The 6000-nt window shown below is 70.1% G+C and carries 4 protein-coding genes and 1 pseudogene; 3 read left to right on the forward strand and 2 right to left on the reverse strand.

Annotated features, from left to right (window positions below):
- Positions 1 to 50: 50 nt before the first annotated feature.
- A complete protein-coding gene (locus tag E3O60_RS12025) occupies positions 51 to 2834 on the forward strand; it encodes an HAD-IC family P-type ATPase (RefSeq protein ID WP_088457755.1) in 2784 nt (927 codons plus the stop codon).
- Here E3O60_RS12025 and purB read toward each other — a convergent pair.
- Both purB and E3O60_RS12035 read right to left on the reverse strand, forming a co-directional pair.
- On the reverse strand, positions 2822 to 4204 hold the full coding sequence (purB, locus tag E3O60_RS12030; RefSeq protein WP_088457754.1) for an adenylosuccinate lyase: 1383 nt from the start codon (positions 4202 to 4204) through the stop codon (positions 2822 to 2824). The genes E3O60_RS12025 and purB overlap by 13 nt on opposite strands.
- Entirely contained in the window at positions 4201 to 4728 is a 528-nt protein-coding gene (locus E3O60_RS12035; protein ID WP_088457753.1) for a low molecular weight protein-tyrosine-phosphatase, read from the reverse strand. The genes purB and E3O60_RS12035 overlap by 4 nt, the downstream gene beginning before the upstream one ends.
- A 135-nt stretch (positions 4729 to 4863) precedes the next feature.
- On the opposite strand from E3O60_RS12035, the gene E3O60_RS12040 reads away from it, so the two are divergent.
- Together E3O60_RS12040 and E3O60_RS12045 are read left to right on the forward strand one after the other, a co-directional pair.
- Positions 4864 to 5160: a hypothetical protein gene (locus E3O60_RS12040; RefSeq protein WP_134498187.1), complete on the forward strand. Its 297-nt coding sequence runs from the start codon at positions 4864 to 4866 to the stop codon at positions 5158 to 5160.
- Positions 5157 to 6000 (forward strand): annotated as a pseudogene (locus tag E3O60_RS12045) (hypothetical protein); the annotation flags it as partial. The gene E3O60_RS12040 and the pseudogene E3O60_RS12045, both read left to right, overlap by 4 nt.

Consider the following 6000-nt stretch of genomic DNA (forward strand, 5'->3'; position numbering starts at 1 on the left):
AGGCCCATTGTGGTCCGCTTCCCGGCGTTTCCTCCCCTGACGGGGCAGCCATGACCACAGACGGCTTGGCCGGCCCCGCCCCGGCGAGTCCAGACCGGCCCTATGCCCGCACCGTCGAGGCCGTGTGCGCCGACCTGCACACCAGCCGGCACGGTCTCGACGAGGCCGAGGCCGCCGCACGGCTGGTCCGGTTCGGCCCCAACGCCCTGCCCGTCGTCGCGAAGAAGAACCCGGTGCTTCGCTTCCTCGGCCACTTCAACGACGTGCTCATCTACGTGCTGCTCGGCTCCGCAGTGCTCACGATGGTGTTCGGCGACTGGGTGGACGCGTCGGTGATCCTGGCGGTGGCCGTGATCAACGCGGTGATCGGGTTCCTGCAGGAGGGCCGGGCGGAGAAGGCGCTCGACGGGATCCGCCGGATGCTGTCGCTGAACGCGAAGGCCCGCCGCGGCGGACACTGGGTGAACACCGACGCCGCGACCCTCGTGCCCGGCGACATCGTGCGGGTGAAGTCCGGCGACAAGGTGCCCGCCGACCTGCGTCTGATCGAGGGCACCAATCTCAGGGTCGAGGAGTCCGCGCTGACCGGCGAATCCGTGCCGGCCGGCAAGGACGTCGCCGCCGTCGCGGCGGATGCCGGTGTCGGGGACCGGCACTGCATGCTCTTCTCCGGCACCATCGTGGCGGCGGGCAGCGGCCGGGGCGTGGTGACCGGCACCGGATCGGACACCGAGATCGGCCGCATCCAGACCCTGGTCACCGACACCGAGGCCCTGGCCACCCCGTTGACCCGGCAACTGGATGTCTTCAGCACCCGTATCTCGCTGGGCATCCTCGCCGTGTCCGGGCTGATGCTCGTGATCGGCCGGCTGGTGCACGACCGTGGTTTTGCCGACCTCTTCGCCGCCACCATCGGCTTCGCGGTGGCGGCGGTGCCGGAGGGGCTGCCGGCACTCGTCACCATCACGCTGGCCCTCGGCGTGCGGCAGATGGCCACCCACAACGCCATCGTGCGGAAGCTCACCGCCGTCGAGACCCTCGGGTCGGTGACCACGGTGTGCACCGACAAGACCGGCACCCTCACCCGTAACGAGATGACGGTACGCACCGTGATCACCGGTGCGGCCCGGTACGAGGTGCTGGGGATCGGCTACGAGCCCGACGGCGCGGTCCTCAGGGACGGCCGGCCCGTGACCGTGGCCGACCAGGACGACCTGGCCCGGCTGGTGGAGGTCATGGCCGTCTGCAACGACGCCAGGGTCAGCGCCGACGACGGCGTCTGGCGGGTGGTCGGCGAACCGACCGAGGGGGCGCTCTGCACCCTCGGGCACAAGGCCGGTTTCGACCCGGCGGGCTTCGATCGGCTGGCCGTGATCCCGTTCGAGTCGGCCAACAAGTTCATGGCCACCCTCAACCGGTGGGACGACGAGCCCGCACGCATCCTGGTCAAGGGCGCACCGGCCCGGCTGCTCGAGCGGTGCAGCAGGCAGCTGGATGCCGCGGGGCTGCCGGAACCCCTCGACGAGGCCTTCTGGGAGCAGCAGGTCGACGAGCTCAGCTCCACCGGGCTGCGAGTCCTCGGCGCGGCCGTCGGCGACGCCCCGGCCGACCTGAGCGCCCTGCACCTGGGCGATGTCGCGGACGGCCTGCTGTTCCTCGGCGTGGTCGGCATCGTGGATCCGCCCCGGCCGGAGGCCATCGCGGCGATCGGGATCATGCACGCCGCCGGCATCCGGGTGAAGATGATCACCGGCGACCACCACGGCACGGCCGTCGCGATCGCCAGGGAAATGGGCATCGTGACCGGTGAACCCCGGGTGCTCACCGGTGGCGAGCTGCAGAGACTCTCCCAGGACCGGCTGGCACGGGTGGTGCGCGACGTCGACGTGTTCGCCCGCACCAGCCCTGAGCACAAGTTGCGCATCGTGAAGGCGCTGCAATCCCACGGTGAGGTCGTCGCGATGACCGGTGACGGCGTCAACGACGCCCCGGCACTGCGCCGGGCGGATGTGGGCGTGGCGATGGGCATCAAGGGCACGGAAGCCACCAAGGAGGCCGCCGACATCGTGCTGGCCGACGACAACTTCGCCACCATCCAGAAGGCCGTCGAAGAGGGCCGGCGGATCAGGGACAACCTGCAGAAATCGATCATCTTCATCCTGCCCACCACCGCGGCCCAGTCGCTGGTGGTGCTGCTGGCGGTGCTGTTCGGTTTTGCGCTGCCACTGCAGCCCACCCAGATCCTCTGGGTGAACCTGATCACCGCCGTCACCCTGTCGCTCGCCCTGGCCACCGAACCCGCCGAACCCGGCATCATGCTGCGCCGGCCCCGGCCGGCCGGCGGCGCGGTGCTCGACTCCGAATACCTGGGCAGGCTGCTCTGGGTCTCGGTGCTGATCACGGCCGCGACCATCGGGGTGTTCTTCTACGAGCTGTCGATCGGGTCGCCGCGCGCGGTAGCGCAGACCACCGCCGTGACGATGCTGGTGCTCAGCCAGCTCGTGTTCCTGTTCAACTGCCGGTTCCTGCGCGCGTCGAGCCTCACCCCGGCCGTGCTGCGCGGGAATCGGTCGGTGTGGATCTCGGTAGGCACGATGCTCGTGCTGCAGCTGGTCTTCATCTACACGCCGGTGATGAACGTATGGTTCAGCTCCACACCGATCGGCCTACGCGAGTGGGTGTACACGCTGGGCCTTGCCCTGGTGATCTTCCTGCTCGTCGAAGTCAACAAGCTGATCGGCCGGCGCGGGGCGCGCCGCCGCGCGGACAGTGCGGCGGGATCCCGGGGCGCAGCACCCCGGGATGCCCGGCCGTCGGACGGTCAGCCCAGGTAATCCACCAGCGGGTCGGCCAGGCCCACGTAGCCGGCCGGCGTCAGCTCGAGCAGGCGGGCCTTGGCGGCGTCGCCGATCTCGAGTTCCTGCACGAACGCGACCAGGTCGGCGCGGTTGATCCGCTTGCCGCGGGTGAGTTCCTTGAGCAGCGCATACGGGTCGGCGATGGTGGAGCGCCCGGAGCTGACCTCGGCGCGGATGACCGTCTGGATGGCCTCGCCGAGGATCTCCCAGTTGGTGTCCAGGTCGTGGGCGAGCAGCTCGCGGTCCAGGTCGATCTCGCCCAAGCCCCGCACCAGGTTGTCCAGTGCGAGCAACGAGTGCCCGAAACCGACGCCGATGTTGCGCTGGGTGGTGGAATCGGTCAGGTCGCGCTGCAGCCTGGAGGTGACCAGGGTGGCGGCCAGCGAATCCAGCAGGGCGCTGGAGAGTTCGAGGTTGGCCTCGGCGTTCTCGAACCGGATCGGGTTGATCTTGTGCGGCATGGTCGACGATCCGGTGGCGCCGGCCTGCGGCACCTGACGGAAGTAGCCGATCGAGATGTAGGTCCAGACATCCGTGGCGAGGTTGTGCAGCACCCGGTTGGCGTGCGACACCTTGCCGTACAGCTCGGCCTGCCAGTCGTGCGACTCGATCTGGGTGGTCAGCGGGTTCCAGCCCAGGCCCAGGCCCTCGACGAACTCGCGGGACACCGACGGCCAGTCCACGGCGGGATCCGCGGCGACGTGCGCGGCGAAGGTGCCGGTGGCGCCGCTGAACTTGCCGAGGTACTCGTTGGCCTCGATCTGCTTCTGGATCCGCTCGAGCCTGTACACGAAGACCGCCAGCTCCTTGCCCATGGTGGTGGGCGTGGCGGGCTGGCCGTGGGTGCGGGCCAGCATGGCGTCGGCACGGTAGTCGCCGGCCAGGGCGCGGAGGGCGCCGATCAGGGCGCGGAACTTGGGCAGCCAGACCTCACGCACGGCGTCGGAGACCGTGAGGGCGTAGGCGAGGTTGTTGATGTCCTCACTGGTGGCGGCGAAGTGGGTCAGTTCGCTGATCGATTCGAGGCCCAGCGGCACCAGGCGGCGGCGAACGAGGTACTCCACGGCCTTGACGTCGTGCCGGGTGACGGCCTCGAGGGCGGCCAGTTCGTCGATCTCGGCCTGACCGAAGTCGGTGACGAGGGCGCGGAGGCCTGACTTCTGGTCGACGGTGAGCGGCGTGGATCCGAACAGGCTGCGGTCGGTGAGGGTGATCAACCACTCCACCTCGACCTTGACCCTGGCCCGGTTCAGTCCGGCCTCAGACAGGTACTCGCCCAGTTCGGTGACGGCGGCTTGATACCGGCCGTCGAGTGGACTGAGGACCTGCGGGGGTAGAGGACTCATCGGACTCCCTGTCTGATTGCGGGTGCGAGCTGCGCGAAGAGCGCAAAATTGGCTCTCTCAATCATGCCTAATACGGAGTCAAACAGCGCATCGTCGGAATAGTAGGGGTCGGGCACGTCCCGCAGAGTGGCCTGATCCCGGTCGAAGCTGAGCAGCAGGCGCACCTTGTTGCGGTCCCGTTCGGTCGGCGCCCAATTGCGCAGGATGCGTTCCTGCGACCTGTCGAGCACCACGACGAGGTCGAGGTCGTCGAACCAGCCCGCGTCGAATTGGCGGGCCCGGTGGTGACTGCCGTCGTAGCCGCGCTTGGCCAACGCCGAGATCGTGCGGGTGTCGGCCTGCTCGCCGACGTGCCAGTCGCCGGTGCCCGCGGAGCTCGTCGTGATGAGCCGACCCAGTCCGGAGCGCGTGACGAGGTCGCGCAGCATCACCTCGGCCATGGGCGACCGGCAGATATTGCCGGTGCAGACGAAAATGATCCGGAATGGCGTCGACTCATCTGGACTGAGCGCCGCGAAATTCATGTGTCCATTGTGTTCCACATTCCCCTCCTCCACATCCGCGGTCCTGGGCAAATTTTCCCCGGATTGAGCGCGGACCACGCGGCCACGACCGGGCCGGCCCAGGGTGGGCCGCACAGTCTGGACCGAGGAGGCGCGGTGGAATCACTGGGTGGCAGCATCCTGCCGGATGCAGGCACTGGGCCGGATGCCGAGACCCTCGCGCGGCTGCGCGAGCAACGGCGGCTGTTGAGAGGGGTGCGGGACGGTGTGGAGGAATCGGGGCGTCGGCTGGCGGGCCAGGCGTCCGGCGGGGCCTGGCGGTCGCCGGCCCAACGGGCGTACGGCACCCGCCTGGGTGAGCTGGGCCTTGACCTGGCCGGGGTCTGGCGAGCCCTGGACGATGCGCTGTGGGCCGTGGATGAGGCCATCGACCGGATGAAGGCAGCGCTGTGACCGGCTCGGGCGCTGCGCCCGGGGGACACGACGGGACCCTGACGGTGTCCGGCGGCGGCAGCATCCAGGTCGCCACCGACACCGTGTTCGCCGAGATGGCGGCGCTGCGCCTGGTGCAGCAGGAGGCGGAGCAGTGGCAGTGGCAAATCGGCCGGGTGCGGGCGTTGGGTGTCGGTTCGGCGCCGAGCTGGCAACCGGACGACCTCGGCGCCTGCGTGTTCGGCGCGTCCGTGGCGATAGACGCGATTGCCGCACGGAGCCACGAGCTGGCCGAGGCCCTTGAGCAGGCCGCCGAGGAGTACGGTCGCCTGGAGTCCGGCCTTGACCTGGTGCTGCAGGGTACGGGCGCCTGGATGGCGCACACCCTGGGGGTGCTGGCGCCGGTGCTGGTGCTGTCCTTGGCGTCGCCGCTGGCCTACCTGGCCGCCGGCTCGCTGCTGTCCACTGCGGCGCTGGGACGCACACCGTCGGTGCTGCCGCCGTCGCTCACCGACTGGCTGCGGGAGAATCCGCGGCGGCTCACCGACCCGGGGACGGTCGCAGTGGTCCGGGCGCTCGTGGGCTCGGCCGATGATGCGGTGCTGGGCCGGCTGGGCGTGCCGTACCCGGTGGCCGCGGCACTTGGTGATGCGGGTGCCGGCCTGCTCGGGGCACCGTTTTCGGCAATCGGGCTACTCGTCGCGGCGCGGGCGGCGGGGATGTTGCGCGAGTCGCCCGTGCGGGTGGCACAGGTGGGATCCTCGGCCACCCCGGCGGGCGGGGCCGGGGCCGAACGACCAGGCCCGGCCGGCGGTGTCGGGGCCGGCCCGCTGGCCCTGCCCCTGCGGGGCCCCGCCGCCG

This window comes from Cryobacterium sp. TMB1-7 (assembly GCF_004402435.1).
Taxonomy (GTDB): Bacteria; Actinomycetota; Actinomycetes; order Actinomycetales; family Microbacteriaceae; genus Cryobacterium; species Cryobacterium zongtaii.